At 52.7% G+C, this 23947-nt stretch carries 29 protein-coding genes; 9 read left to right on the forward strand and 20 right to left on the reverse strand.

The annotated features are described in order from the left end of the window. Nucleotides 1-24: 24 nt before the first annotated feature. Nucleotides 25-603 carry a hypothetical protein gene (locus WC772_03030; protein ID MFA6169725.1) on the reverse strand — a complete coding sequence of 193 codons (579 nt, stop codon included), beginning with the start codon at nucleotides 601-603 and terminating at the stop codon, nucleotides 25-27. 114 nt (nucleotides 604-717) lie between these two features. Next, a complete protein-coding gene (locus WC772_03035) occupies nucleotides 718-1044 on the reverse strand; it encodes a hypothetical protein (protein MFA6169726.1) in 327 nt (108 codons plus the stop codon). A 138-nt stretch (nucleotides 1045-1182) separates the two neighbouring features. Between WC772_03035 and WC772_03040 the strand changes: the two genes are divergently transcribed. Next, nucleotides 1183-1752: a nitroreductase family protein gene (locus tag WC772_03040; protein MFA6169727.1), complete on the forward strand. Its 570-nt coding sequence runs from the start codon at nucleotides 1183-1185 to the stop codon at nucleotides 1750-1752. Here WC772_03040 and WC772_03045 read toward each other — a convergent pair. Both WC772_03045 and WC772_03050 read right to left on the reverse strand, forming a co-directional pair. Continuing rightward, nucleotides 1749-2069: a thioredoxin domain-containing protein gene (locus WC772_03045; protein ID MFA6169728.1), complete on the reverse strand. Its 321-nt coding sequence runs from the start codon at nucleotides 2067-2069 to the stop codon at nucleotides 1749-1751. The two genes, WC772_03040 and WC772_03045, sit on opposite strands and share 4 nt — an antisense overlap. 12 nt (nucleotides 2070-2081) lie before the next feature. Then, nucleotides 2082-2345, reverse strand: a complete 264-nt coding sequence (locus tag WC772_03050) for a metalloregulator ArsR/SmtB family transcription factor (GenBank protein ID MFA6169729.1) — start codon at nucleotides 2343-2345, stop codon at nucleotides 2082-2084. A gap of 62 nt (nucleotides 2346-2407) precedes the next feature. Between WC772_03050 and WC772_03055 the strand changes: the two genes are divergently transcribed. Then, nucleotides 2408-2821 (forward strand): GNAT family N-acetyltransferase, encoded by a 414-nt coding sequence (locus WC772_03055; protein MFA6169730.1) that lies wholly within the window; start codon nucleotides 2408-2410, stop codon nucleotides 2819-2821. Beyond that, nucleotides 2811-3710, forward strand: coding sequence for a phosphatidylglycerol lysyltransferase domain-containing protein (locus WC772_03060; GenBank protein ID MFA6169731.1), 900 nt, complete (start codon nucleotides 2811-2813; stop codon nucleotides 3708-3710). Before WC772_03055 ends, WC772_03060 begins: the two co-directional genes overlap by 11 nt. Here the strand turns inward: WC772_03060 and WC772_03065 are convergent. The 7 genes from WC772_03065 to WC772_03095 form a co-directional block, all read right to left on the reverse strand. Beyond that, nucleotides 3697-4170: a ferritin family protein gene (locus WC772_03065; GenBank protein ID MFA6169732.1), complete on the reverse strand. Its 474-nt coding sequence runs from the start codon at nucleotides 4168-4170 to the stop codon at nucleotides 3697-3699. The genes WC772_03060 and WC772_03065 overlap by 14 nt on opposite strands. A gap of 5 nt (nucleotides 4171-4175) precedes the next feature. Beyond that, the gene (locus WC772_03070; GenBank protein ID MFA6169733.1) at nucleotides 4176-4673 is read right to left on the reverse strand and encodes a ferritin family protein; all 498 of its coding nucleotides are present in this window, start codon (nucleotides 4671-4673) and stop codon (nucleotides 4176-4178) included. Between the two features lie 3 nt (nucleotides 4674-4676). Beyond that, entirely contained in the window at nucleotides 4677-5507 is an 831-nt protein-coding gene (locus WC772_03075; protein ID MFA6169734.1) for a thiamine pyrophosphate-dependent enzyme, read from the reverse strand. Further along, nucleotides 5504-7156, reverse strand: a complete 1653-nt coding sequence (locus WC772_03080) for a 2-oxoacid:acceptor oxidoreductase subunit alpha (protein ID MFA6169735.1) — start codon at nucleotides 7154-7156, stop codon at nucleotides 5504-5506. Before WC772_03080 ends, WC772_03075 begins: the two co-directional genes overlap by 4 nt. A 55-nt stretch (nucleotides 7157-7211) precedes the next feature. Beyond that, nucleotides 7212-8585 (reverse strand): MATE family efflux transporter, encoded by a 1374-nt coding sequence (locus WC772_03085; protein ID MFA6169736.1) that lies wholly within the window; start codon nucleotides 8583-8585, stop codon nucleotides 7212-7214. Between the two features lie 167 nt (nucleotides 8586-8752). Further along, on the reverse strand, nucleotides 8753-9448 hold the full coding sequence (locus tag WC772_03090) for a methyltransferase domain-containing protein (protein ID MFA6169737.1): 696 nt from the start codon (nucleotides 9446-9448) through the stop codon (nucleotides 8753-8755). Further along, nucleotides 9441-10079, reverse strand: a complete 639-nt coding sequence (locus tag WC772_03095) for an alpha/beta fold hydrolase (protein MFA6169738.1) — start codon at nucleotides 10077-10079, stop codon at nucleotides 9441-9443. Before WC772_03095 ends, WC772_03090 begins: the two co-directional genes overlap by 8 nt. 23 nt (nucleotides 10080-10102) lie before the next feature. Between WC772_03095 and WC772_03100 the strand changes: the two genes are divergently transcribed. The 4 genes from WC772_03100 to bioD are packed head-to-tail and all read left to right on the forward strand — an operon-like array spanning nucleotide 10103 to nucleotide 13843. Continuing rightward, on the forward strand, nucleotides 10103-11155 hold the full coding sequence (locus WC772_03100; protein ID MFA6169739.1) for a BamA/TamA family outer membrane protein: 1053 nt from the start codon (nucleotides 10103-10105) through the stop codon (nucleotides 11153-11155). Between the two features lie 38 nt (nucleotides 11156-11193). After that, nucleotides 11194-12183: a biotin synthase BioB gene (gene bioB / locus WC772_03105; protein MFA6169740.1), complete on the forward strand. Its 990-nt coding sequence runs from the start codon at nucleotides 11194-11196 to the stop codon at nucleotides 12181-12183. Beyond that, nucleotides 12177-13271: an 8-amino-7-oxononanoate synthase gene (gene bioF / locus WC772_03110; GenBank protein ID MFA6169741.1), complete on the forward strand. Its 1095-nt coding sequence runs from the start codon at nucleotides 12177-12179 to the stop codon at nucleotides 13269-13271. The genes bioB and bioF overlap by 7 nt, the downstream gene beginning before the upstream one ends. Continuing rightward, nucleotides 13232-13843 (forward strand): dethiobiotin synthase, encoded by a 612-nt coding sequence (bioD, locus tag WC772_03115; protein MFA6169742.1) that lies wholly within the window; start codon nucleotides 13232-13234, stop codon nucleotides 13841-13843. The genes bioF and bioD overlap by 40 nt, the downstream gene beginning before the upstream one ends. Nucleotides 13844-13917: 74 nt before the next feature. Here the strand turns inward: bioD and WC772_03120 are convergent, their stop codons facing one another. From WC772_03120 to WC772_03140, 5 genes are read right to left on the reverse strand one after another with little or no spacing between them, the layout of a single operon-like run. Beyond that, nucleotides 13918-14481 carry an epoxyqueuosine reductase QueH gene (locus tag WC772_03120; protein ID MFA6169743.1) on the reverse strand — a complete coding sequence of 188 codons (564 nt, stop codon included), beginning with the start codon at nucleotides 14479-14481 and terminating at the stop codon, nucleotides 13918-13920. 17 nt (nucleotides 14482-14498) lie between these two features. Then, nucleotides 14499-15197: a hypothetical protein gene (locus tag WC772_03125; GenBank protein ID MFA6169744.1), complete on the reverse strand. Its 699-nt coding sequence runs from the start codon at nucleotides 15195-15197 to the stop codon at nucleotides 14499-14501. A 34-nt stretch (nucleotides 15198-15231) separates the two neighbouring features. Beyond that, a complete protein-coding gene (locus tag WC772_03130) occupies nucleotides 15232-16359 on the reverse strand; it encodes a hypothetical protein (GenBank protein MFA6169745.1) in 1128 nt (375 codons plus the stop codon). Nucleotides 16360-16414: 55 nt separating this feature from the next. Continuing rightward, on the reverse strand, nucleotides 16415-16888 hold the full coding sequence (locus WC772_03135) for a TspO/MBR family protein (GenBank protein ID MFA6169746.1): 474 nt from the start codon (nucleotides 16886-16888) through the stop codon (nucleotides 16415-16417). Then, the gene (locus tag WC772_03140; GenBank protein MFA6169747.1) at nucleotides 16881-17372 is read right to left on the reverse strand and encodes a flavodoxin; all 492 of its coding nucleotides are present in this window, start codon (nucleotides 17370-17372) and stop codon (nucleotides 16881-16883) included. Before WC772_03140 ends, WC772_03135 begins: the two co-directional genes overlap by 8 nt. A gap of 66 nt (nucleotides 17373-17438) precedes the next feature. Here WC772_03140 and WC772_03145 point away from each other — a divergent pair, with 66 nt between their 5' ends. Then, nucleotides 17439-17789, forward strand: a complete 351-nt coding sequence (locus WC772_03145) for a C-GCAxxG-C-C family protein (protein MFA6169748.1) — start codon at nucleotides 17439-17441, stop codon at nucleotides 17787-17789. Between the two features lie 3 nt (nucleotides 17790-17792). Here the strand turns inward: WC772_03145 and WC772_03150 are convergent, their stop codons facing one another. Genes WC772_03150 through WC772_03160 form a run of 3 tightly spaced genes read right to left on the reverse strand, consistent with a single transcriptional unit; the run spans nucleotide 17793 to nucleotide 22237 of the window. Next, nucleotides 17793-18260, reverse strand: coding sequence for a hypothetical protein (locus tag WC772_03150; GenBank protein ID MFA6169749.1), 468 nt, complete (start codon nucleotides 18258-18260; stop codon nucleotides 17793-17795). A gap of 18 nt (nucleotides 18261-18278) precedes the next feature. Continuing rightward, the gene (locus tag WC772_03155; GenBank protein MFA6169750.1) at nucleotides 18279-19661 is read right to left on the reverse strand and encodes a DEAD/DEAH box helicase; all 1383 of its coding nucleotides are present in this window, start codon (nucleotides 19659-19661) and stop codon (nucleotides 18279-18281) included. 44 nt (nucleotides 19662-19705) lie between these two features. Continuing rightward, nucleotides 19706-22237, reverse strand: a complete 2532-nt coding sequence (locus WC772_03160; GenBank protein MFA6169751.1) for a cation-translocating P-type ATPase — start codon at nucleotides 22235-22237, stop codon at nucleotides 19706-19708. Between the two features lie 92 nt (nucleotides 22238-22329). On the opposite strand from WC772_03160, the gene WC772_03165 reads away from it, so the two are divergent. Then, nucleotides 22330-23454, forward strand: a complete 1125-nt coding sequence (locus WC772_03165) for a hypothetical protein (GenBank protein ID MFA6169752.1) — start codon at nucleotides 22330-22332, stop codon at nucleotides 23452-23454. Here the strand turns inward: WC772_03165 and WC772_03170 are convergent. Beyond that, complete coding sequence (locus WC772_03170; protein ID MFA6169753.1) at nucleotides 23441-23896, reverse strand: hypothetical protein; 456 nt, start codon at nucleotides 23894-23896, stop codon at nucleotides 23441-23443. The genes WC772_03165 and WC772_03170 overlap by 14 nt on opposite strands. Nucleotides 23897-23947 lie beyond the last annotated feature (51 nt).

The raw sequence follows: 23947 nt of genomic DNA on the forward strand, positions 1-23947 counted from the left end.
TAGTCCGCTCTCACCTCCCGCGCTTTATAATTGGATGACGTAAGTCAGGTCGGCCCGGGCGCCAAGCGCCGTATTGTAACCGATCCCCAGTTTCATTGGACCAAGAGCGGTCCCGGCAATTATTCCGGCGCCGGTCTTGGCTCCTTCGATCGTCCCGGTCAATCCCGGAATATCTTTAACTTTCTTCGAATAGTTGGCATAGGTTACTTCCAGTCCGACGTACGCCTGACCAAGCGGATAAAACCCCATGATCCCGGCGTCGATCACGCCGTAGCCGCTGCCGATCGCGTAACCGCCTTCCGCTCCCAGGTAGATCGGTCCCATCGGTATCGCGTAAGAAGCGGCAATCAGCCCGGCCCCGCCGGCCAAACCGGCTTTGAGACCAAGTAGCCTCGGGTTCGCCGGGGAAACGGCCGGCGCCTGATTAACGGCTGTCGTCTGCAACATCTGGGTCGCGGGCGAGGCGGCCTTAGGCGTGATCGTTTTAGTCGTTGTCGTGGTCTTGGTCGTGGTTTTCGTCGTTTTTTTAACCACCGTGGCGGCAAAGGAAGGAGCGGCTAGAATTAGGGCCAAGGAACAGACTAAAGAAAGAACTTTTTTCACAAGACACCTCCATAAATAACTGCCTAATTATCCACTATAATAAAATAATGTCAAGCAATCGAAAAAAAAGGCCGCTCCCGTAAGAAGAACGACCTTTTAAAATTAAAACTTAATTTATCTGCCGGGCATCGCCTTACTTTTCGGCATCATTCCTTTGGCCCCATCCTTATCCAGGCAGGGAGCGGTCCCTTTCATCATCATGTCGCCCCCCTTCATCATGCCGCTACCCATCATGCCGTTGCCGCGGACTTTCGAACCATAGTAACCGCCGACAATCAGGATCAGCAGGGTTAGGACTACGATTACCACCGCGATCGCCTGGCCGACCAATTTTAACCAACCGCTTTCCTTGACCGCCAGCACCCAAGTAATAAAAGCGACCGCGAAAAGCGCCGCGGTCATAAGCAGGGACCAGGTAACCATAAATGAAGACATTCCCATAAAAACCCCCCTTACGAAAGACTGCCGGAATTTTAGGCTCTTTTGCAATCCAAGTCAAACCCTTTTCTTGACAGTCAGGTTGGGGAGCCGCTATACTGAACCCCGAGTCGATCGAGGAAGCAACAAGGGGGAATAAAAATGGACGTCAAGACCGCCATTAACGAACGGCGCGCCTACCGCTCCCTGATCCCGGTCAAAATCACTCCGGAATTAATTACCGAACTGGCGACCTGCGCCGGTCTTTCCGCTTCCTGCTTCAACAAACAACCCTGGCGCTTCGTTTTCGTCTATGAAGCGGAACAACTGGCGAAGCTAAAGACGGCGATGTCAACCGGGAATGAATGGACCTATGATGATTCGATGATCGTCGCCGTCTGCTGTAAAAAAGAAGACGACTGCGTGATGAAAGACGGGCGTGAATATTTTATGTTCGACACCGGAATGGCGACCGCCCTTCTGATTCTCCGCGCGACCGAGCTGGGCCTTGTCGCCCACCCGATCTCCGGTTACAACCAAAAAAATGCTAAGGAAATCTTAGTTGTCCCGGAAGAGATGACCCTCTTGACCCTGGTCAATATCGGCAAACATACAACGACAATCAGCCCGCGCCTCTCCGGCGACCAGATCGAGGCTGAAAAGGCCAGGCCGCCGCGGCTCCCGCTCGAACAATTCGCTTTCCATAATAAGTATGGCGCCGCTTCTGCCTAGGCTTTCAGAAAGCGTTTAACCTCCGCTTCGAAGACCGGCTCCGGCCGCATGCCGATCAGCCGATCAATTTCCTTGCCGTCCTTAAAAACAATGATGCAGGGAATGCCGGTCACGCCGAGTTCACCGGCTTTTTCGACATGATCGGTCGTATTGATCTTCAGGAACTTGGCCGCCGGATATTTAGCCGCGACTTTTTCGTAGGCCGGCGCCATGGCCCGGCAGGGACCGCACCAGGGAGCCCAAAAATCGACGAACGCCACCCCTTTTCCCTCTTCAACTTCGGTCACGAATTCCCGGTCTGAAATCTCTCTAACCATGATATATCCCTCCTATTTTATTTGTAAAACTTTTCTGATAAAAGGATCAACGACCCGGTAACAAACCTTAACGCCGCGGCGCTCCCCCTCAATAACGCCGGCCGCTTTTAAAACGTTCAAATGCTGGGAAACGGTCGATTGCGGCAGAGCAAGCCCGGCAACCATTTTATTGACGTTGCATTCGTTCTCGGCCAACCCTTTGACGATCGCCAGCCGGGCGGGATGCCCCACCGCTTTCAGTAATTCCGCTTGTTTTTCAATCTCCCTATTAATCATATTATTAGTATAATACAATATATATGTTCATTTGTCAAGCTCTTTCTGGTAGAATATCTACTATGGTAATGATCAGGCACGCCCGGGCGGCCGACCTCCCCCAAATTAAAAGCATCCTTAAATCTGTTGACGAGGATATCGCCGCCCAAAGCTGGGACAATTTCCGGGTCGCGGAAAAGTCCGGGATCGTCGTCGGGATCGTGAAGATCGACGAATATAAAGACTATTGCTTCCTAAGTTCGCTGGCCTTACAACCGTCGGAACAAAACCAGGGAATTGCCAGCTTCCTCATGGCCCAATCACTGGCGCAAACCAAGAAAGATGTTTACATCTATACGATCATCCCGGAATTTTTTCGGCGTTTTGGGTTCGCCCCAACGGCGCCGCCCCCTTTTCTTCCCAAAAAGGACAAAATGGAGTGCGCGCGCTGTCACCCCGCGCTTTGCGTCTGCATGGTAAAACGACATGCGGCCTGAATACCCTAACTTTAAAAACCTGGAACCGGCGGATCTCCCTCTTTTGACTGAACACCTCACCCGCTATCAGCCGACAATCTGCGAACTGGCGGTTAGTAATCTCTATCTTTGGCAGGACTTTGACCGCGGCGCCTACACGTTTATCAACGGCAATCTCTGTTTCCTGATCCATCTGATAAACGACTCCCCTTATTTTCTTGAACCGGTCGGCGACCAAAAAATAGAGGAAACCATCGCGGTCTGTCTGCGGCACACCGGCCGGCTTTCGCGGGTTTCCGAAAAAAGCCTGCTCACGCTCCCCTTAAAACTATTGCGCGCCCATTGCCTGCGGGGGCAAAGCGACTATGTTTATCTCACCAAAGAATTGGCCGAATTCAAAGGGCGGCGCTTTGACGGCAAGCGCAACCATATCAAGAAATTCAAGAAGCATTTCCCCGACTATCAATATCTGCCCGTCACCCCCGCTTTTAAAGAACAAGCGTTAGCCCTCTTTGAGGAGTGGTTCGAGGCGCGTAAAGCGACCCAGTTCTTTCAAAAGCTCGCTTATACCGCCCAAAAAACCGCCTTAACCAAAGCGTTCGATCTCTTCGAAACTTTGCGGCTGTCCGGCGGGGCAATAGTTGCCGAAGGAAAACTTAAAGCCTTTGTGATCGGCAGTCGGCTGAATAAAAACACCGTTACGGCCCATTTCCAATACAGCGACACCACCGCCCAAGGGGTGACCCAGACTTTGTGGCAAGAAGCCTGCTCCAAAACATTTGCCGATTATCCCCGCATCAACCTGGAACAGGACCTGGGGATCCCCGGCCTGCGCAAAGCAAAAATGTCGTATTACCCGGAAAAGATCGAACAGAAATACGAGATCAGGCCTGGAATCAAGCGGCTTTAAGCCGCAACAACCGGACGTAGTGGCGCCGCTCCTCTTCAATGATCTTATCCAAAACCGGCCGCTCCGCTTGCGGGACCAGGCTTTTCAGCTCCAGGTAATAGAGGATCGAATCGATCTCCGCTTTCAGGGCGATCGCGATCCCTTCCGCCGGGTCTTTGAGCTCCTTGGCCGAAAACATCGCGACCAGTCCCGGCGTAAAAATATGCTCGTCGGCAAAACCTTTCAGATACTCGTAATATTCTCCGGGAAAGCTTTCGGACAGCGGCGAATGGCCGAGCTTGGAAAGGAGGGCCAGAAAAATTCCTCGATGTTTAACTTCCTGTTCCGCTAAATATTTAAAGACCTCTTTAAACTTCGGATCGCCCGACTGCTCCGCCAGTTTCCGGTATAACGCTTCCCCGTTTTCTTCGATCCTGACCGCCCCTTGCAGGACTTCGTCGGCGTGGAAAAAAGTTGCCATCAATTTCACTTCCCTCCCGAATTAATAATTTTTTCTTTTTCTTTGGTCAAAATCTGGTAATGGTTTCTTTCTTGCACGATTATCCTTTCCACTCCCGCTCTTTCTTCCACCGGGATTAAACCTAAAAGTTTTTCGTAGAACTCCGCCGTCTCTTTCTCGGCCAGCAACGCGAAATCAAAAACTTCGATTTTCGAGCCGATTTTTTTACCGACCAAAGCCAAGACATTGTCCGGCAGAAACACATGTTCACCCGCAAAACCCTTTAAATAATCAAGCTTATCCCGGTCGAGGCTCATTTGAGATTGCGGCCCCTTTATCAATGTAGACAAAAGCCCCTCAAAGTAACTTCTGTGATAAGTCTCCTGGTCCGCTAACAATTTAAAAAGTTGCTTGATCTCCTCAACTTCGAACTGTTTGGTCAGATAGCGATAAACCATCTCCCCATTTTCTTCGATTTTAATGGCCATTTTAACGATATCCTCAACCGCGATATTATAATTCATAATTTAAACCATCCTTTTTAAAATTGTGTTTACCAGCTCGGCCCTATTAACTCCTCCTTTAACGGGAATTTCAAAGGTCGGCCTGGTCGTCTGATAGAGCTTGCCGAGGGCTATTTTCGCCTCGTCATCATAATTCCACTCCCGGATCTTCCGGAAAGCCTCGTCATAATTAGCGTGATTGTGGCCGACCAGCTCGTAGATCCGCTGATTATAATTATCGTATTGATTAAAAAAAGTAACACAAACCTGCAGGACATCGATCAGCGCGAAGCCGGGATGAAGCACGGCCTCTTTGATCAAGGCTTTGAGCTGATCGATCTTGGCGGAATAACCCCGGGCCAGGTAGGTCGCCCCGGCGGAAAGCAAAAGTTCGAGCGGATTGAACGGATGCTCGCCGGTCCCGCCCGGCGTTGACCGCCCCTTGAAACCATAAGGCGAAGTCGGGGTGTACTGGCCGGTCGTCAGCGCGTAGACCCGGTTGTCGTGGACCACGACGGTCAGATCGATATTCCGCTTGGCGGCAAAGAGGAGATGCTCCAACCCCTCACCGTAAGAATCGCCGTCGCCGACAAAGACGATCACCTTTAATTTGGAATTGGCCAGCTTGATCCCTTCTGCCCCGGCGATCGCCCGGCCGTGCAGGGCGTAAAAACTGTTGAGGTTCAAATAGTCGGCCAGCTTCCCATGCTGGCCGATCCCCGCCGCCAAGACGACCGTCTCCAGGGGAACGCCTCCGGCTTTAAGTTCGTCCAGTACCCCTTTCATCGCGTTTAAGATCGCGAAATTGCCGCACCCCGGACACCAATAATTAGGCGAATTAGTCAGATAGTTCATTTTATCGTCCTCGCCAATCGCTCTTCCAGTAATTCCACGGTCAGCGGTCGGCCGTCGTAATTTAAGACCAGCGCGTCGATCTTATAACCGGCCGCCTTCAGCAATTGCGCCAACTGGCCGGTCGCGTTATCTTCAACGACAATTATTTCTTCAACTCCCGACAAGGCCCGCCGGAGCAGCGTTAGGGGGAGCGGGTTCAGGACCAGCGGCTGAACGATCCGAACATCGAACTTCTCGGTCGCTTCAAGGCACAAATGTTTGTTCGAACCCCAGCAAACAACCGCCGTTTTGGCGCTTTTCTTACCGTAAACCGCGACCGCGTCAAGTGTTTCGATCTCTTTGAGCAAGGCCAGCTCTTTCCGCAAGCGTTTGTCCTGCATCGTTTTAGTTGTCGCGGCCTCTTCAGTCGTCGTCCCGTCTTCTTCGTGTTCGTAACTGTTGATCTTAACGACCGCTCCGGCCCGGCCCGGGAAAGCCAGCGGCGAGACGCCGCTCTCCGTTTTCGCGTAGCGGCGATAATCGCCCTGCCCGTCCCACAAAAGCGTTTTTTCTTCCGGGAAAGCTTTAACGGACGCGGGATCGAAACTATAAGCTCCTTCAGCCACGTTCTTGTCGGTCAAAATGATCGCCGGCAACTGGAACTGCCAGGCCAAGCGGAGCGCGACCCCGCTCCAGTAATAAGCTTCCTCCGCGTCCCCCGGCGCGACGATCAGCCGGGTAAATTCCCCCTGTCCCGCCGAGAGAGCAAAGTTCAGTTCGGTCTGGCAAGAATAGGTCGGCAAGCCCGTGCTTGGGCCCGGCCGCTGGCCCAAGACCACGACGATCGGCAATTCCGCCATCCCGGCAAAGCTCAAGCTTTCGGTCATCAGGCAAAACCCGCCGCCGGAAGTTCCAACCGCCGCTTTTTTTCCGGCGTAAGCAAAGCCAAGGGCCATCATGATCACGGCGATCTCGCTCTCCGGGTGGACGACCTGCAAACTAAACGTTTCCGCCTGTTGGGCAAGGAAATGAAGAATAGTCGACGATGGGGTCATCGGATAAGCAACATAAGCGTCCAACCCGGCCGCCATTAGGCCGAGGCCCAGCGCTTCGTTGCCGGTGACAAACGGCAAGAGATCGGGGTTTTGTTGGTCGACTTTCAAGTGGACCGTGGCGGCGTCATATCCCTGCCGGGCCAGGTTTAAATTGATCTCAATTTCTTTCTTCAGGTTGGCGCGGAGGACATTCTCCAGTTTTTCCCACGGCAGACCCAGGACCTTCGCCAGAGCGCCAAGCATGGCGGTGTTGCGGACGATCGCCGGGGCTCCCGCCGCTTTGACCAGCGAAGTTAAGGGCAGCCCCAAGCCGTCAGTTTTAACCACTTCGGAATCAAAGACCACCACCGTCTTGCTGTGGCGTTTCTCTTTATGTTTATCAATGCAGTCTTGGTTCAAGGCAAGCAAAATATCAACGGTCTGGCGATGGCTGCCGATCTTGTTTTTTGCTCCCCGAATGATGGAGAAGGTATGTCCGCCGCGGATCAGAGAGGGATAATCGCGATAGACGTAAAGCCGGAAACCAAGCTGGTTCAAAAGCTTGGCGATCAGGACCGCGGCCTGGTCGATCCCGTCTCCCGCCCGGCCCCCGATGAAAATAGAAAGTCCGTCCATATCGGAAGTATAAAGCGGTCATGGGATAAGGGTCAAGGGCTCTCTCGAAATTCCGCTAGGCTTTCTTATGTTTCCAGCGTCCGGTCAGGAACCACCCGAGGTTCAAAGCGGCCAACGCGATCTGGGCAATCAGCCCGGCATACCAGACCCCGTCGACGCCGATCCCCAGCTGTTCCGAAAGAATTATCGCCAACGGGATCTGAATGATCCAGAGCGACAAGAAAGTGTTGATCATCGTCACCATCGTATCCCCCGCCCCCGAGATCGAACGGTCAAGGATCAAGCCCAGCGCGATAAAGGGGCAACCGATCCCGGTTATCTGCATGATCACCGCCCCGATCCGGACCACTTCCGGATTAGGATCGAAAAAAGCGATCAACGGGCCGGCAAAAACAAAAAAGATCAAACCCATTACGGCCATAAACGACCCATAGATGGCCGAAGCGATCCAAGCGGTCCGGACCGCCCGTTCCGGTTTTTTCGCTCCCAGGTTATGGCCGACCATCGTCGCCGCCGCCATCCCCATGGCAAAACCCGGCATTAAAAGCAGCATGCTAAGCCTGATACTAACCCCATAAGCCGCGACCGCCATCGTCCCAAAACCGGCCACGACCCACATCAAGACAACTCCCATCAAGCCACGCAGGGTCATCTGGATCGAAGCGGGAAAGCCGATCATTAAGATTCGACTAATGACCGAACCGTCAATTTTATAATCATGGAGCTTCAATTGGATGTGCGACCGCCCCCGGATCATGACCTCAAAGGCGACCAAACAACCGATGCCGCGCGAAATGATCGTCGCCAGAGCCGCGCCCGGGACTCCCATTTCCGGAAAGAAACCAACTCCGAAGATCAGGAGCGGATCAAGGATCGTGTTCAGGAGGATCGAGAAAGCCAGGATCAGCATTGGGGTCATCGTGTCCCCCGCCCCCTGCAGGACCGCCATGATCAGGAACATAAAGAAGATCACAAAGGACCCGGCAAAGGTAATGTGCATGTAGCTTGTCCCGAGCGGCATCACTTCCGGCGTCGCCCCCAGGAGTTGCAATAGCGGCGCGGATATAACATAGCCAAGGACCGCTAATATAATTGAACCGACCAAAGCAATGATCAGCGATTGCTGGACGACTCGTTCGGCCCGGCCATGCTCCTTGGCGCCGATCGCCCGGGCGACCATGGCGGTCGTCCCGACGCCGATCCCCATCATCATAAACATCACGACCATGATGATCGAGCCGCTCATCGCCACTGCCGCCAAAGCGGTGGAACCGAGCCGGCCAACCCAGAACATATTGACCAGCTCAAACATTGTCTGTAAAAAGTTGCTGACGATCATCGGGGTCGCCAGGAAAAAGATGTTCTTGGCGATGCTCCCATCGGTTAAGTCGCGCCGTTCTTTAAATTTATGGTAAAGCCGTTTGATCATTTAATTAATTCCCGGAGGCCTGCGACAATATCGTCGCGGCCTCCAATTTAACCGCGCAATTAATTGCGCGGTTAAATAAAACTTGGAAGCCGTCCCGATCCGATCGGGACAAGTTTACGTTTCTCATTGACAACCTTTTTCATCAGTCCCGCAGGTTTCCGTCTTTATCATTTAATTGCCGTTCCTATTATAACTTCGTAACTCGCAGTAAACGGCCGTTTTTTTAAGCCGGTGATCTTCCCCGGTTTCTCGCTATTGATCGGACTGTTCGCCCCGATCGACCGCAAATGACCGACCAGCTCCTTAACTCCGGGAAAAGTCTGTCTGACGAGGTCGGTCTTCACCTCCACCTGGGAAAAAGACTTTAGGCTCTCTGCTAACTTCACCGGAGCCGGAAAATCATTAATGCGGAAGCCACAGGCTTTGAGTTCGGCCAAGGTCCCGGGCCCGAAAGTGGCAAAAACAAATCGCCCGCCGGGAAGGAGTAATTTTAGCACATTATTAAAAACTTTCTCCACTTTCATCCATTGCAGGGAAGCGTTTGCGACGATTAGGTCATATTGGCCATCATTATATTGCTCACCGTCGGCAACCAGATATTTGATGTTCGCCCGCTGGTTCCGCTCTCTGGCCTCGGCGATCATCCCCGGCGCGATATCAACCCCCACGACCCTGGCGAGAGGGAATTTTTCCGCCAGCCGTCTGGTCAGGTAGCCCGTCCCGCACCCCAGGTCCAGGATCCTGGTCGGACAAACCCCGGTTAAAGCGTAAAGCCGGTCCGCCATTTCCTTTTGTAAAATAGCCTCGGAATCGTAAGCCGCGGCCCCGCGGGAAAAATTCCGTTTGATCAGTTCTTTACCCATGGGCAAAATCCGCGATCAAACCGGCCAGTTCGGTTTTCGCTTCAAGCTGGGGAACATGCCCCACCCCTTTGAGCCAGGCCAAACGGCTCTCCGGAATATTCTTGGCGGTAAATTCCGCCGCCGCCGGCAAACAAATCTCATCTTGATCGCCGTGAACGACCAGGGTCGGCAGACGAAGTTCGCTGATCTCTTCGCGCAGATCGACCGCCGCCAAGGCTGCTAATTCGTGCGCAGCGGAATCGGGCGGCAGGTCAAGCGGCGCGACCGGTTTTTTCTCTTTAAAGACCAGTTCGTAAAACGCCCCCAAACCTTCCCGCTTGATCTTCTTCGTTAAGCGGGCTAGCAAAGCGGGCGATAGTCCCGCAGGATAATCTGCGGCGGCCAGGAATTTCGGGGTCGTGGAGATGAGGACCAGGCGGGCGACTTTGTCCGGTGCCAACAGCGCTGCCTTGACCGCCAGCATCCCCCCCATCGACCAACCGACCAGGCAACTCTGCGGCGGCAGCATTTCCGCCACCCGGCGGGCTTCGACCGCCAGATCTTCAAAACAAAGTTCCGGCGCCGACCCGGCCGGCAGCTCTTGCCAGATCCCCGGACCAACGGCAAAGCCGTGCAAGTAAACGATTTCCATCTCTCTATGTTATAATTTCCACAATGAATTATCAAGGAAGGGCCGCCGCGTTCTTGCTCGCTTGCCTCCTCCTTTTTACCCAACCGGCGGCGGCAGAAAAACCTTTTACTTACAATGTCCTCCCTTACGCTTTCTATGATTCCTCGCTCGGCACGATGGGCGGCCTGTTCGGCGCCAGCCGGAACCTCTTTCAGCGCGACGAACTGATCAACGTCTATTTCAACCTGGTCAACAGCGGAGCCAAGGAAGTCAATCTGGCCAGCGCCTGGCCGAGCAAAGAACTCCGCTACGACCATGAAAAGACCCCTTTCGCCGTCGACACCGAGCTTTCGGTCGGGACCGCCGTCGACGACCGTTTCTATGGCCTTGGAATGGGAACGTCCGACAAGCAATACTCAAATTACAATAATAATTACACTAACCTCCGGCTTTATCTGATCAAGCCGGTGACCAAACAACTCCGGATCGGTTTGATGCTTCACTCCTCTAACAACCAGCTTTTTATGATCAACAACCAGCTCAATCCGATCACGACCGAGATCGAAGACCAGCTGCGCAATTATCAGGTCGTGAGTTTTTTCCTGAAGGGGGAAGAGTTCGATAGCCCTCTCAATCCGGCGAACAGCTGGGGAATGATGAACTCGATCGACTTTGGCTCCGCCAACTTCGTCCGCTGGAAAACCGAGCTGACCCGGACGGTCTCCCTCCTGGCCGATCATGTTCTGGCGAGCCGCTTGGCCGTCGTTCAAATAAGCGGCGAGAAGATCCCCCTGTACGAATACGCGACCCTGGGCGGGCGAAACAACCTGCGGGGCTATCCCTGGTACCGCTTCCGCGGCAAGGGATCAACGCTGGCTAACCTGGAATATCGCTTTCCCCTGATCTGGGGATTGGGAGGAGTCCTCTTGCTCGATAGCGGACGCGTCTATAATGAAGCGGGGAATTTCGATCTGGGCTGGGCGACCAATTACGGGCTTGGCCTCCGGCTCTATCTGCCGACCATGACCTTGCGGGCCGACTACAGCGTTTCTAACGAAGGTGGCTTCGTCACCTTCTATTACAATCACGCCTTTTAGCTCTCCCTTATCCGGCAAGGATTTGGTATAATTTCAGAGTGAAACATCAAGCCTTAGCCGAAGCGGTCCTAAGCGATCATAAAATCAGCCAAGCGGAAGCGCTCGAACTGATCGCGACCCCGGACGAGCGGACATTTGAACTGCTCGCCGCCGCCAACCGGCTCCGCCACCACTTCAAGGGGAACAAGGTCCGGCTCTGCGCCATCGTCAACGCCAAGTCAGGGCGCTGCAGCGAGAACTGTTCCTTCTGCGCCCAATCGGGACATTACAAGACCGACGCCGAGGTCTACCCGCTCCTGCCGGCCGAGGAGATCACCGCGACCGCCCGGAAAGCCGAAAAAGAACAACAGGCGACTTGTTTCTCGATCGTCACTTCAGGCCGGGGGGTCAACACCGAGAAGGATCTCGCCGAGATCTCCGGCGCCCTTCAGCAGATCAGCGGCTCGACTAAAATGAACCGCTGCGCCTCTCTCGGCATCCTCGACCGCCCAACGATCAAAAAGCTAAAAGAAGCCGGTTTAAAAAAGCTCCATCATAACCTTGAAGCGGCGGAAAGTTTTTTCGCCAATGTCTGCACCACCCACACCTACGCCGAGCGGGTCGAAACGATCAAGAACGCGAAAGCGGAAGGAGTGGCGGTCTGCGCCGGCGGAATTTTCAATCTTGGGGAAAGCCTGGAACAGCGGATCGAACTCGCCCTCACCCTGCGGGAGTTAGCGGTCGATTCCGTCCCAATCAATATTCTTAACCCGGTTGCCGGAACGCCGGCCGCGGCTAAGCCCCAGCCGATCACCCCACTGGAGGTCTTGCGGCTGATCGCGACTTATCGTTTTATTCTCCCGGCCCAGGATATCGGCCTCTTTGGCGGACGGGAAAAAGCCCTCGGGCAATTGCAACCGCTGATGTTTATCGCCGGAGCAAATGTTACTTTGGTTGGTAATTATTTAACGACGTCAGGCCAATCGGCCGAACAAGACCTCGCCATGATCAAAGCGCTGGGATTAGAGGTCGAAGAGACCACGTGTTAGAGTTCATCAATCAGGAACTCGAGACGCAGAAACAAGCCGGTCTTTATCGTTCCCTCAATGCTGTGACCAAAAATAACGGCCGACTTATCGAAATCGACGGCAAACAACTGGTCAATTTCTGTTCCAATAATTATCTTGGCCTTGCTAATCACCCTAAGATTGTTGAACAAGCGGCCACCACGCTCAAAGAATTCGGCGTCGGCGCGACCGGCTCGGCCCTGATCTGCGGCTGGACCAAATATCATGAGGCGCTGGTCAAAAAGCTGGCCGCTTACAAAAAACGAGCAGCAGCCATCCTCTTCCCGACCGGTTACCAGGCCAATCTGGGGGCGATCACCGCCCTGGTCGGAGAAGAAGACACCGTCATTATCGACCGGCTGAACCATGCCAGCATTATTGACGCCTGCCATCTCTCTAAAGCCAAACTTCAAGTCTATAAACACCGCGACTTAGCCTCATTGGAAGCGGTCTTAAAACGGTCAGCTAAGTTCAAGAAACGGCTGATCGTCACCGACACTGTTTTCAGCATGGATGGCGATCTGGCCCCGCTGGCCGAGATCGTTAAACTCGCCAAGCGGTATGACGCCATCACCCTGGCCGACTACGCCCACGCCACCGGGGTGGTCGAACTACCCGGCGAGCCGGAGATCGTCATGGGAACACTGTCCAAAGCGCTCGGCAGCCTGGGTGGTTTTATCGCCGGCAGCGAGGAATTGATCGACTTCTTACGGAACAAAGCCCGCAGTTTTATCTACACGACCGCTCTCCCCCCCAGCGCCTGCGCCGCCGCCATCGCCGCGCTGGAAGTTATGGAACAGGAACCGGAAAGACGAGAGCGTTTGTGGTCAAATATCAATTATTTTCATTCCTCCGCCTTTTCTCCAATCATTCCGATCATTATCGGCGACAACGAAAAAACCGTCCGGGTCTCGCGACAGTTATACGACCGGGGCTTTTTCGTTTCCGCCATCCGTCCGCCAACCGTTCCCGACGGCGAAGCCCGCTTGCGGATCACGATCACCAGCGAACATACCAAGGAGGACCTCGAATGCCTGGCATCTTCATTACGGGAACTGATACCGGCGTAGGCAAGACCTACGTCACTCAATATCTGGCCGAGGAATTCCGCCGCCAGGGAAGCGACGTCGGAATAATGAAGCCGATCTCCTGCGGCCCGGACAATGACGCTCTCCAGCTCAAAAAGAAGCTCAAGCTAAACGATCCTATCGAGCTGATCAACCCAATCCAGCTAAAATATCCTCTCGCGCCCCTCTCCGCCTCCCGCCTCGAAAAGAAAAAGATCGACCTTAAAAAGATCTTTGCCGCTTTTAAGAAGCTGGAGAAAAAACACGACCTGATCCTTATCGAAGGGGTCGGCGGCGTGGCAGTCCCGATCACCAGCAACTACTGCGTGATCGACCTGATCAAAGAACTGAACACGCCGACCATCGTCGTCGCCCGGGCGGGCCTGGGAACGATCAACCACACCCTGCTGACGGTCAGCGCGCTGAAAGACCAGGAGATCGAGATCATGGGGATAATCCTGAACGGCTTCCGGGGCAAAGACCGGGCGGAAAAGAGCAACGACGAAGTGATCGAGGAGCTAAGCGGGGTTCCGGTGATTGGCCGACTTAAATATAATACGAATACTCGAATATAATACGAATACACGAATATAATACGAATGCACGAATATCTTTATTAGTGAATTAGTTTCCCATTAGTGTATTCGTATCATTTTCGTATCGAGAACTCGCAGCCGCAGTATCTCTGCCGGTAAACGCCATGCTTTTTCGACAGCTCCAGCCCTTTTTTGTGAGCCTGGCTGGCATCGAGAGGAAAGGTCCGGTAAGTTAATTTATATTCCCTGGCCAACTCCTCGCCGAAAGCGTTGATCGCCGAAACGTCTTTGAAACGGCTGACGCTTAAGGTGGTGGCAAATTCCTGAAAGTTATTTTCGGCGGCATATTCGGCGGTATTCAATAACCGGAACTTAAAACAGAGCTGGCAGCGCGCGCTATTTTCCCCGTAACTCTCCAAGGAAGCCTCAAGGCGTTCTTTTAGATAAGCCAGCCAGCTGTTATGGTCGTACCCTCCTTCGAGGAACTCAACCCCGTACTGAACGGCGATCCGCCGGGCCTCCTCCAATCTCTTCAGGTACTCGGCTTCGGGCGAGATGTTCGGTCCGTAAAAATAGAGAGCAAATTGATCGAGCGGACGCTGCTCCGTGCCGATCAAATGATCGATGATCGGCAAAGCGCAAGGAGCGCAGCAGACGTTAAGTAATAGTTTCCCCATGACAACTATTTTAACATTTAAGAAAACATTTCCGCGACAATTTTCTCAACTATTTGCCAGGTAAAGACATGAGAAAGGGTCCGGGCTTCATTTATTGCCTCAAGAGAAAAGGGCCCGTTTTCCTGATGTTCAATTATCGCCCCAAAGGCAAAAGCGGTTGAACGCTCAAGTCCTAGCGGGGTTACCAGCAGCGCGCCTCGATCAAAGGAAAAGTTTTCCGGAACAATGGCTAATAGACGATTGGAATAGATCGCCTTAGTAAAGAACCCTTCCTCAGAAAACTGCTCCACCATTATTGTCTGGTTGCAGATCGCCTCACGACCCGACGAACCGACCAACCGCTGTTCTAAGCTCTTCCTTTCCACTCCGGCAATATCCGGCAAATGAAGGCTAACCCGCCTTCGTCCTAAGGCTTCGCCCAGCAAACTATTCGGCTGATCGCTCGGCAAACACCCCTGAAGCCGGCCGACCGCCGATTGGACCTCGATTGTTTGCCCGATGTGGGAAAAAGCTAAAAACATCGTTGCGTTCTCGTTCCGTAAACCGGCATAGATCCCGGCCGAGCTGGCAAAAACCTCGTCCATCGAACGCAAGGGGATCAGAGCTTGCTGAACAGCTTCATACTTTTTTCTGACCTTGAGGTCAGCCGTGCCAAGTTTGGCCGAATAAGCTTTTTGAATAGTGGTCAGCGAGTTTATTTTTAAGGCGTATAACATCTCACTACCTGTTCGTCAGATTTCGGGACGGATTTCACTTATTCATTTTTCCAAGCAGTTCTGAGGAAAAAACAAGTAATTGTCGGCAAGCAGACCGAACCTGGCCAAGTAGTTCCTTCTCGCTGGTCTTCTTTACGCGAGCCACGGCTTCAATGGCTTCTGGGGTCAGAATGATTGAATCGACGGCATCATACAAAGAGAAGCCAATAATATGCCTGATGCCTAAAACATAATTAAAAGCCGCTAATACAGTTTTCCGCTGATGGCTATTAATAAGCCCTTGATCATACAATTCTTGCATTATTACCCAGGGTGAGTCGGCTTTGATCTGGTATTTCACTTTAACCGCGCTTAAGGCTTGACCGAACGGCCGCAGAGCGTCGGCTTTTAAATTAATAAAGCTCTTTTTTTCGGTCGCAAGGTCATCGGTAAAAACCTGCCAGCATAGATCAACCATTTGCTCCGGCTGAGTTCCAAATAAATTTTGGCGCAGCTCCCCTAATTGGCATTCATAATAAGCCAGCCGCTTGCCGCCTCGTATCTCCAACAACTGCAGATCAAGCAACAAGGAAAGAGCTGGTAATTTCCCCGCTAATTGCATTGGGGCAAATCGATCATGCCCATCCCCACCGGTTTCAAACAAGCCGCTCAAACCAGACAAAGGTTGGTTTTCAAAACAATTGGAAACCGCCCAATCCATTTCAATCCCGGAATTGTTCAAAGTTTCCGCCATTTTCATTTCAACGTTAATGGCCGCTTCCCGGTCCTCTTCCCTCGCCGGAAAAACACCGGCATCAATATCGGAAAGAAAGGGATGGGTCCGATGGGCAACACTCCCGGCTAAACCAAGCGCGAAATTTCCGGCTACCCCATCGGCAGCCAGGCGGAAGGCGTTGACCAGCAAAGATTGCCGTAAATCAGCTAATTGATCGGAAGTCAGGACCGGATTTTCACTGGCCTTATAAAGATCGACTATACGAATAATATGCCGCTGATGAAAATCTCTCAAAGCAAGTTCGGGATCATTGGCTCTTAACGATGTTTCCGCTTCGATCGCAAGCTGGGGCAGGCTTCGGGTTGAGTGGTTATGCCTGGTCTTGTTTTGCCAAAACCGACTGCTAGCTGTCCCTTGAATGCTTTCTGTTAGCTTAACTCCAATCATAATCGGGGTTCGATCTCCCCAATATATATCGTTACTTTTTAACCGCTATTTCAGCTCAATTCAGGAGCGCCACCGCCAGGTTCAGAACCGAGGCAAAGCTAACCCACAAGATATACGGGAGGAGGAGCCAGGCGGCCGTTTTGGAGAGCTTGGCAAATCGGATGATCGTCTCCAGGATCAATAACCAAAGGATAACAATAACAACAAAAGCCCCCCACGGGGAATGATAATTGAAAAAGACGATCGACCAGGCAACGTTAAAGCCAAGCTGGACGGCAAAATAAAGCAAGGCGAGTTTGCCCTCTTTTCTCTCCCACCCTTTTTCCCAGATCAGGTAAGCGGCAATCCCCATCAGAATAAAAAGCAGGGTCCATACGGGGCCAAATATCCAGTTCGGCGGATTAAAGAACGGTTTATTAAGGGCGGCGTACCAGGTCGGGATCGACGGCATCGTAAAGATCGAGCCGATAACCCCGGCCCCGAGACAAACCGCGATCGCGATCAAAAGCCCAATAATTTTTTTAAGCATTTTTTGTCGCCTCCTTAATCGTTTTAACCCACTCCCCGATCTTTTTTAACGCCCCCTCTTTTTCCCGCAAAGGATAATTGAAATCGATCTGGCCAACAATTTCGTTCCCGGACAGAGTTTTTCTTAAATTATCAAAAGTCTTGGCCGGGTCGCTTTCATGGCAACAAAAGAGGGCGATCTTCTTCCCCTTTAACGGCTGAAGCTTAAGGAATGAGTTGATCGCCGGTGCGTAAGTAAAGGCCCAGACTGGCGAGCCAATAACGATCAGGTCATAGCCGCTAGCTTCTTTAGATAAGGGAAAAAGCTCCGGCTTTTCTCCCATTACGACCTGTTTGCCACCCCAAAAAAAGCGCATGGGGGAAGTCACGCTAACATCTTTTTTGGGCTTGAGCTCCAGGAGATCGGCGCCCAGTTCTTTGGCGACCGTTTCGGCAACAAACCGGGTATTCCCTTCAAGCGAATAGTAAACAACTAGCTTTTTCATTGTTTTTTTTCCTCCCAAGTTTATACAAAACCCAAGATAATGATAACATAATGATATAATTGATTCATGCCAATCAACAAAGCGAAGAACCACTATTTAGGTAAAGGGACCCCTCGCCTCAACTGCGCCCAGTCGGTCATCAAAGCGTTCCAGGAACACTTTGGCCATGATGACAAGGCCGTGGCCGAGTTCCTCGCCTGCGGCAGCGGCAACGCCCCCGGCGGGGTTTGCGGCGCTTACTATGCCGCCCGGCATCTGTTGGAGAAGAAAAGCCCAGATAAAATATCGGAGTTTGACTCTTGGTTCAAAGAAAAAGCCGGTTCACTAAGCTGCAAAGAGATCCGCCAGGGGCGCAAGCTCTCTTGCCTCGGTTGCGTGGAAAAAGCGGCGGAATTCGTCAAATCAAGTCTTCGTTAATTTTTATTCTTCGTTAAGCCAAGCGGGCGGCGCATTGTCTCCGTTTTCCGATTCATCTGGACCGGCTTTCCTGATCTGCCTGGGACGGGCAGAAACCGTCTTTTTCGCCTTCCCTCTCAAAGCCATTTCCAGCCGGACTTGCAGTTCGGCGATCTCCCGCTCGTGTTTGGCGTTCAAGAAGTTGATCTCTTCCGCTTGTTTCAGATTAAGCGCCTTAACTTCTTCTTCATGTTTGGTCATCATCACGGAAAGATCCGGTTTGCCGGTCACTTCTTCTTCGATCCTGGGAATTGGCTCCCACATCCGGCCGTTATACTTCCAGCTTTGGCCGGTCTCGGTATTGACCATCATAAAGGAACTGCCGCCCCAAAAACCGGCTCTTTCCATGAAGATCTTATAGCGATTGGGGTTAGCGTTGGCAACGGAAGCGATAATTAGCAGTAACAAAAACAGCAAAACCGTTTTCTTCATGATCGATCCCCTCCCTAGCTACTTGCCGTCTTTTTTCATCGCCGCGATTATGTCATCGATCCCAAAACCATATTTTTGTTTTGGCGACGGTGGCGGCGGCGACGAGACCTTTTTCTCGGCTAGCGGGGCTCTGGGCCTCTCCGGTTGTTCCGGTCTCCGATGTTGGGACTGCTGACGTCCGGGGTAAGAAGGACGCCCCTGCGAACGGCGTTGTTCGTTTCTCCCTCGTTGCGGGAAATGGCGGCCTTGGGGCGCCGAACTTCCCCGCTCAAAGCCTTCGGTCATGATCTCGGGGTGACGGCCGACAGGAATGCTCAATTTCATCATTCTTTCGATGCTGCGAAATTCTTTTTCCTGGTCCGGGGTCGCCAGCGAGATCGCCTTCCCTTCGCTCCCGGCCCGGGCGGTCCGCCCGATCCGGTGGACATAATTCTCGCTGTCATCGGGCAGGTCGAAATTAACGACCAGCTCGATCCCTTTAACGTCAATACCGCGGGCGGCGATATCGGTCGCCACAAGCACCCGGTATTTCCCTCGTTTGAACCCTTCCAGCGCTTCGCGCCGCTGGGCGAGTGATCGGTCGGAATGGATATCGGCCGCATTAATATGCCTTGCTTGCAGGTCGCGGGCCACCCGGAAAGCCCCTCGTTTGGTCCGGCAAAAAACCAGGACCGTCCCCCGGTATTGTTCCAGGAGCTTGCAGAGCAGGGACAATTTAGCTTCTTTTCTGACGATAAAAACTTCCTGGGAAACCTTTTCGGCCGCGGTCCCCGGAGGGGCAACCTCGATCCGAATCGGCAGTTTCATGTATTTGGAAGCGACCCGGACGATCTCGACCGGCATGGTCGCGGAAAAAAGCATCGTTTGTTTCTCGCGCGGCACGGTTTTTAAGACCTGTTCGATCTGCGGAGCGAAACCCATGTCGAGCATCCGGTCAGCTTCGTCGAGGACCACAATCCTGGCATCGCCTAAGTAAACATTCCCTTGGCCAAGATGATCGATCAAGCGCCCCGGGGTCGCGATAATGATACGAGCTTGGCGGCGGAGCGCCTGGATCTGCTGTCCCATTGAAGCGCCGCCGATCAGGACGGCCGGGCGAACATTGTAAGCCTGGCAAAATAAGCGGAGGCTTTCTTCGACCTGAAGAGCTAATTCACGGGTCGGGACCAGGATCAGCCCTTTTCCCTGTTCGGTAGCCAAACGCTGGATCATCGGGATGCCGAAAGCGAGAGTTTTACCGGTCCCGGTCTGGGCGATCCCAACCAGGTCTTTCCCTTCAACCGCGACCGGGATAGCTTTGTGCTGGATCGGGGTCGGGGTCGTAAAGCGAAGTTTTTCCAAGACACCTAATGTTTTTGGGGCAAGGCCAAGGCCGTAAAAAGTCTGGTTTTCGTTGTTCATATCATTATTGTAGTCCTTTTTCGCTTAATAATCAAATATATGGGCTATTTTCGGTTCAACATCTTTAAAACTTCAAACCACATCAGGCTGGCGGCTCCCCCCAAGAAAGAAATAACAAGATCATTTAAATGAAGGACCTCAAAATGAAACAACTCTCTAAGAAAAGGAAGATAAAGAACAAGAAAAAGCGCGACTAGAGTTCCCGCGATAACCCACCAAAGGGCCGAATTTTTCTTTCTAATTACGTAAATAATATTTTGGGTCCAGGAGAGATTGGTCAGGATCAACATCAGGTTGGCAAAAACCATGGTAGTAAAGGTCAAACTGCGCGCTTCGTTCTCGCTCTTCCCCAGATAAAGCGCCAGCAAGAAGACGATCATCACGACCGCCAGAACGCTCAATCCCTGAAGGAGGCTGATCACCAGGGCGTTCCGGTCAAAAAGCCGGTCGCTCAACTTGCGCGGCGGCCGCTGCATGATTTTGTCCTCTTCCGGCTCCGCCTCAAAAACGGTCGAACAGGCCGGATCAATGATCAGTTCCATAAAAGCAATATGGGCCGGCAAGAGGACGATCGGCAATTGAAATAAGATCGGAAAAAGAGACATCCCGGCAATTGGAACGTGAACGGCAAAAATATAAGCGACCGCTTTTTTCAGGTTATCATAGATCCGCCGCCCCATTCTGACAGCTGAAACGATCGAAGAAAAATCGTCGTTCAGTAAAACGATATCGGCCGATTCCCGAGCCACATCGGTCCCCCGCTCCCCCATCGCCACCCCGATATGGGCCGATTTCAAGGCCGGGGCGTCGTTGACCCCGTCGCCGGTCATCGCCACGACCTCGTTATTGGATTTAAGCGCGTTAACAATATTGAATTTCTGTTCCGGCGCAACCCGGGCAAAAATATTGACCGTCTTGATCCGCGCCTGAAGTTCAAGACGGTCCATGGTCATTAATTCCGGCCCGGTAATGACCTGATCGGGATTGGCGAGGCCGATCTGTTTGGCAATATATTTGGCGGTCCCCGGATAATCGCCGGTAATAATGATCACCCGCAATCCGGCCGCGTAGCATTCTTTGACCGCCGGCGGCACGGTCTCTCTGACCGGATCGGCAAAACCGATCAGGCCGATATACTTAAAATCAAAATCATGCTGACCGTCGGGCAAGGAAGTTTGATGAAACGAGGCTTTAGCGACCGCCAGTAAACGGAGCCCTTTATCGGCCAGACCGGTAACGGTTTTGGCCAGCTCTTCTTTTTGCGCGTCGGAAAAATGACAAAGGTCGGCGATCGCTTCCGGCGCCCCTTTCGTCGCGATCACGTAGCTTTGCTTATCAGGCGACTCCCAGACATGCGATAAGGCCAGGAGCTGTTTTGAGAGGGGGTATTCCCGGATCAATTTCCAGGTGTGGTGGAGATGCTCGGTCCCGGTCAGCCAGCCAACTCCTCGGGCTTTGATCTCTTTCTCGATCGGATCGAAAGGATCTTTCTGGCTCGCCAGGACCGAAAATTCCAGCAGGTCGTGAAAGCGCTCGTCCAGCCGATTGAGCCCTTTAGTTTCGCAGTTTTCCCCCTCGGTAAAAAGCGAGCTCAAGGTCATCTTATTGTGGGTCAGGGTCCCGGTCTTATCGACGCACAGGACAGTCGCCGCCCCCAGCGTTTCAATGGCCGGCATTTGGCGGGTCAAGACCTGCCGTTTGGAAAGGCGCCACGCCCCCAGGGTTAAAAAGATCAGTAAAACGACGGAAAATTCTTCCGGCAGCATCGCCATGCTCAAGGTCAGGCCGGCCAGGAAACCGTTGATCCAGCTCCCCCGGGTCAAGCCGTAAACGACCACGACCACCGCGCAAAGGACCAGACCGGCCAGCGCGAAAGTTTTAATGATCCCGGCAGTCTCTTTTTGGAGGAGGGTCGATTCTTCCCGGATCGACTCCAACGCTTTGCCGATCTTGCCGATCTCGGTCTTGGCGCCGGTCGCGAAGACTTTGCCCAAACCATGCCCCTGAACGATCATCGTCCCGGAATAGACGAAGGGCAGGCCCTCGCCCCCCGGTTGTTTCGAACGGCTCACGCCGTCCCATTCGCTTTTGGCGACTGAGAGCGACTCTCCGGTCAGCAGAGATTCATCAAGCATTAAATTAGAGTTAAAAATAACGTAGGCATCGGCCGGAACCCGGTCCCCTTCGCGCAGAACAATAATATCGTCGATCACGACGGCGCGACCCGGGATCCTTTTTTGGCTCCCGTCGCGGATCACCAGCGCCCGGGGGGAGGAAAGATGGCGGAGCGCTTCCAAAGCCCGCTCGGTTTTCCGTTCCTGGTAAAAGGTTATGCCAATAACGACAAAAACAAAGGTCAAAAGCATCAAAGCGTCTTTTAATTCGCCGAGAATAATGTAAATTAAACCACTACCGAGAAGGAGCATGAGCATCGGCTCGCGGACCACGTTCCAAAGAATTTGCAAAAAGTTGCGCTGTTTTTGCGAAGGAAGTTCGTTATACCCGTATTTTTTCAGCTTTTCCTCGGCCTCTTTTTCCAAAAGGCCTTGAATATTCTGCAGTTCAACTTCTTTCATGAACGTATGATAACAAATTATCTCTTTCCACTCAATCAATATCGCCTGCAATTTTGCCGATAATTAGAGGAAAACAATTCATGAGGAGTTCGGTGACTAACATTGGCAGAACGAGGTCTTCGTTTTCCCGCAACCGGTTGACCAAAACGGTCAGCCTGCTCGCTCTGCCCGCGCTGGTAAGCGGCCTGGCAGGCGACTCTCCTACGCCAAAGGCGCTTGCTCCAGCCCCATCAGTTATCGTCAACAGGGCCAAACCTTGCCCGCCGATCTCCTGGGCCCCATCAACTCCGGCGCTCCCCACCACCCGACAGGAACTGCTCGCTTATGAAAGAACGCTCATTCGTCCAAAATTAAACGGTCTACCAACCGCTCTCCCTGATCTCGTCAATTTCCTGCGCCTGGCCGAAAGTAAGGGACAATTAACCTGGTTGTCTCATGATCAGCAGGCGGCGGATTTAATCCAGCGGGAAGTCGAGGCCGTGAACGCCGGAGAAGATCTCCATCTCCTTTTCGGGATTTTTCATCTGATAAACGGCCAGGTCGGTTTTATTAATAAACTCCTTGATCGCCTGGTCGGGGTCACTCATCTCGTTCAGGAATACAAGGGACTGGGTGACGGCGGCTTTGATCTTCAAAGCCATTTCGATCACTACCTGGTCACCGGCGACCCGCGCTATCAATTACAAATGACCGATACCGGCGTCAAAGGGGATGAGATCGACCAACAAGAACTTGCCGACATGAACTCCGCCTTGGAACTTGGCAAGAGCCAGTGCCTGAATGTCGTTTTTGCCGACCTTTCCTTACAGGAGCAACAAACAATTGAAGAAGAGCTGATCTTTAGGTCGCGTGAGATCTTCGCCGTCAAAAGGGTCGAACAACGGCTTTCGCCAGGGGGTGGCAATATCGCCGTTTGGGTTTATGGGGCCAGTCATGCGGAAAAAGAAGGGCTCCCGACCGATCTTCAAGCGGCATTCCCCGGTTCAAAGGCAATTTCCATTATCATGAACGGGGGAACTTATATCCCAACCCTTCTTTTTGATCAAGCGCTGAATGAATTGGGTTGGCTGGAAAAGCCTTTTATCCTAAAACTGGTTGCTTATCGGGAAGGAAATTACATAATCCATTTGCCGATAAAAGGCCAGTCAACAAAAGAAAAGATCGAAGGGGTCGGACTGCCGCTACTTGATCGAAAAAGACAACTTATTCAACAATAATATCGCAAATCAATCCCGCTCTAGACAGATCCACCCCCTGCCCGTCTTGACAAGGATGGACTTTGGGCTGGTCGCTTAATTGGGCCGGACCGCGTTGATAGACCGCCGGCCCCGCGCCGACAAGCGGCTCCGGCTGGCCTGACGGTTTGGCCGTCGCGTTAGGCACCCTTGGCTTTGGTGATTCCGCAACCCGCGCCTTGGTTGGGGACTTGGCAGGAGAGGGGTCGACACACACCATATCGGGACCTTCATGATAAGGGTCTTCTTCCTGTTGTTTTTTATCAAGCATACACATCCCATAATCAAACTCAGCTTGTTCTTGTTCCAAAGCGCTGTATATTTTTTGTTCGCTCGCAGGCTGTATTGTAACGGCATTTTTGGGGGCCTTAGGAACAGGCTTGGCAATTGGAGCGGTATGAGCGGACCGAATAGTTTCTGTCATTTTTCCTCCCCGAATGGCAACTCTTCGCGATCCTTATACTATACTATCGGG

It is taken from the genome of Candidatus Margulisiibacteriota bacterium (assembly GCA_041661965.1).
Taxonomy (GTDB): domain Bacteria; phylum Margulisbacteria; class WOR-1; order O2-12-FULL-45-9; family XYB2-FULL-48-7; genus XYB2-FULL-45-9.

What these genes read in the sequence shown, in the direction of transcription:
- WC772_03035 (MFA6169726.1), bottom strand. Translation starts at nt 1,044, where the DNA reads ATGGGAATGTCTTCATTTATGGTTACCTGGTCCCTGCTTATGACCGCG.
- WC772_03040 (MFA6169727.1), top strand. Translation starts at nt 1,183, where the DNA reads ATGGACGTCAAGACCGCCATTAACGAACGGCGCGCCTACCGCTCCCTG.
- WC772_03045 (MFA6169728.1), bottom strand. Translation starts at nt 2,069, where the DNA reads ATGGTTAGAGAGATTTCAGACCGGGAATTCGTGACCGAAGTTGAAGAG.
- WC772_03050 (MFA6169729.1), bottom strand. Translation starts at nt 2,345, where the DNA reads ATGATTAATAGGGAGATTGAAAAACAAGCGGAATTACTGAAAGCGGTG.
- WC772_03055 (MFA6169730.1), top strand. Translation starts at nt 2,408, where the DNA reads ATGGTAATGATCAGGCACGCCCGGGCGGCCGACCTCCCCCAAATTAAA.
- WC772_03060 (MFA6169731.1), top strand. Translation starts at nt 2,811, where the DNA reads ATGCGGCCTGAATACCCTAACTTTAAAAACCTGGAACCGGCGGATCTC.
- WC772_03065 (MFA6169732.1), bottom strand. Translation starts at nt 4,170, where the DNA reads ATGGCAACTTTTTTCCACGCCGACGAAGTCCTGCAAGGGGCGGTCAGG.
- WC772_03070 (MFA6169733.1), bottom strand. Translation starts at nt 4,673, where the DNA reads ATGAATTATAATATCGCGGTTGAGGATATCGTTAAAATGGCCATTAAA.
- WC772_03075 (MFA6169734.1), bottom strand. Translation starts at nt 5,507, where the DNA reads ATGAACTATCTGACTAATTCGCCTAATTATTGGTGTCCGGGGTGCGGC.
- WC772_03080 (MFA6169735.1), bottom strand. Translation starts at nt 7,156, where the DNA reads ATGGACGGACTTTCTATTTTCATCGGGGGCCGGGCGGGAGACGGGATC.
- WC772_03085 (MFA6169736.1), bottom strand. Translation starts at nt 8,585, where the DNA reads ATGATCAAACGGCTTTACCATAAATTTAAAGAACGGCGCGACTTAACC.
- WC772_03090 (MFA6169737.1), bottom strand. Translation starts at nt 9,448, where the DNA reads ATGGGTAAAGAACTGATCAAACGGAATTTTTCCCGCGGGGCCGCGGCT.
- WC772_03095 (MFA6169738.1), bottom strand. Translation starts at nt 10,079, where the DNA reads ATGGAAATCGTTTACTTGCACGGCTTTGCCGTTGGTCCGGGGATCTGG.
- WC772_03100 (MFA6169739.1), top strand. Translation starts at nt 10,103, where the DNA reads ATGAATTATCAAGGAAGGGCCGCCGCGTTCTTGCTCGCTTGCCTCCTC.
- bioD (MFA6169742.1), top strand. Translation starts at nt 13,232, where the DNA reads ATGCCTGGCATCTTCATTACGGGAACTGATACCGGCGTAGGCAAGACC.
- WC772_03120 (MFA6169743.1), bottom strand. Translation starts at nt 14,481, where the DNA reads ATGGGGAAACTATTACTTAACGTCTGCTGCGCTCCTTGCGCTTTGCCG.
- WC772_03125 (MFA6169744.1), bottom strand. Translation starts at nt 15,197, where the DNA reads ATGTTATACGCCTTAAAAATAAACTCGCTGACCACTATTCAAAAAGCT.
- WC772_03130 (MFA6169745.1), bottom strand. Translation starts at nt 16,359, where the DNA reads ATGATTGGAGTTAAGCTAACAGAAAGCATTCAAGGGACAGCTAGCAGT.
- WC772_03135 (MFA6169746.1), bottom strand. Translation starts at nt 16,888, where the DNA reads ATGCTTAAAAAAATTATTGGGCTTTTGATCGCGATCGCGGTTTGTCTC.
- WC772_03140 (MFA6169747.1), bottom strand. Translation starts at nt 17,372, where the DNA reads ATGAAAAAGCTAGTTGTTTACTATTCGCTTGAAGGGAATACCCGGTTT.
- WC772_03145 (MFA6169748.1), top strand. Translation starts at nt 17,439, where the DNA reads ATGCCAATCAACAAAGCGAAGAACCACTATTTAGGTAAAGGGACCCCT.
- WC772_03150 (MFA6169749.1), bottom strand. Translation starts at nt 18,260, where the DNA reads ATGAAGAAAACGGTTTTGCTGTTTTTGTTACTGCTAATTATCGCTTCC.
- WC772_03155 (MFA6169750.1), bottom strand. Translation starts at nt 19,661, where the DNA reads ATGAACAACGAAAACCAGACTTTTTACGGCCTTGGCCTTGCCCCAAAA.
- WC772_03160 (MFA6169751.1), bottom strand. Translation starts at nt 22,237, where the DNA reads ATGAAAGAAGTTGAACTGCAGAATATTCAAGGCCTTTTGGAAAAAGAG.
- WC772_03170 (MFA6169753.1), bottom strand. Translation starts at nt 23,896, where the DNA reads ATGACAGAAACTATTCGGTCCGCTCATACCGCTCCAATTGCCAAGCCT.